This window comes from Psychromarinibacter sediminicola, assembly GCF_029168335.1.
Taxonomy (GTDB): Bacteria; Pseudomonadota; Alphaproteobacteria; order Rhodobacterales; family Rhodobacteraceae; genus Psychromarinibacter; species Psychromarinibacter sediminicola.
In genome coordinates this window covers 1-469 of sequence record NZ_JARGYC010000237.1, presented here as the reverse complement: position 1 = coordinate 469, position 469 = coordinate 1, and the positions used below count along the sequence as shown (strand labels likewise).

Genomic DNA, 469 nt, shown 5'->3' with positions numbered 1-469 from the left:
AACGGCCAGCAGGATGAGCGCAAGAAGCTCCCGGAGCCACGCCAGGAGCAGCCGGAAGTTGTGGCCCGCGGCGCAGAGGATGGCGTTGATCGCGTCACCCTCTGGTCCGGCGAGGTGGTTTCGTTCCAGGAGCCCGTCGCCCTTCATGTGGCCTATGACTGGTTCGATCGCGTTTCGCCGCCGCATCTCCCGGCGCACCGTGGGCGAGGCGATGCCTCGGGTGTGGGAGACCAGCACATCGAGGCCGTCCTGGCGGACACCATGCCCGCGATAGCCGCGATCGACATAGGCGCGCCGGACCGGCCGTTCGAGGAGGCGCTCGACCTGGTCGAGCTGCTGCCCGAGGCTGTGGCCGTCGTAGGGGTTGCCCGGCAGCGCCAGCGCGCCGAGCACGAACTGGCCTCCGGCGCAGCGCGCGTTGGTCGTGGCGATCGAGGTCTTCACGCCGAATTCGTAGCGCGCCCGGGCC

At 69.9% G+C, this 469-nt stretch carries 1 pseudogene; it reads right to left on the bottom strand.

What is annotated here, in order from left to right:
- Nucleotides 1–469: pseudogene (locus P1J78_RS25160) on the bottom strand (IS5/IS1182 family transposase); the annotation flags it as partial.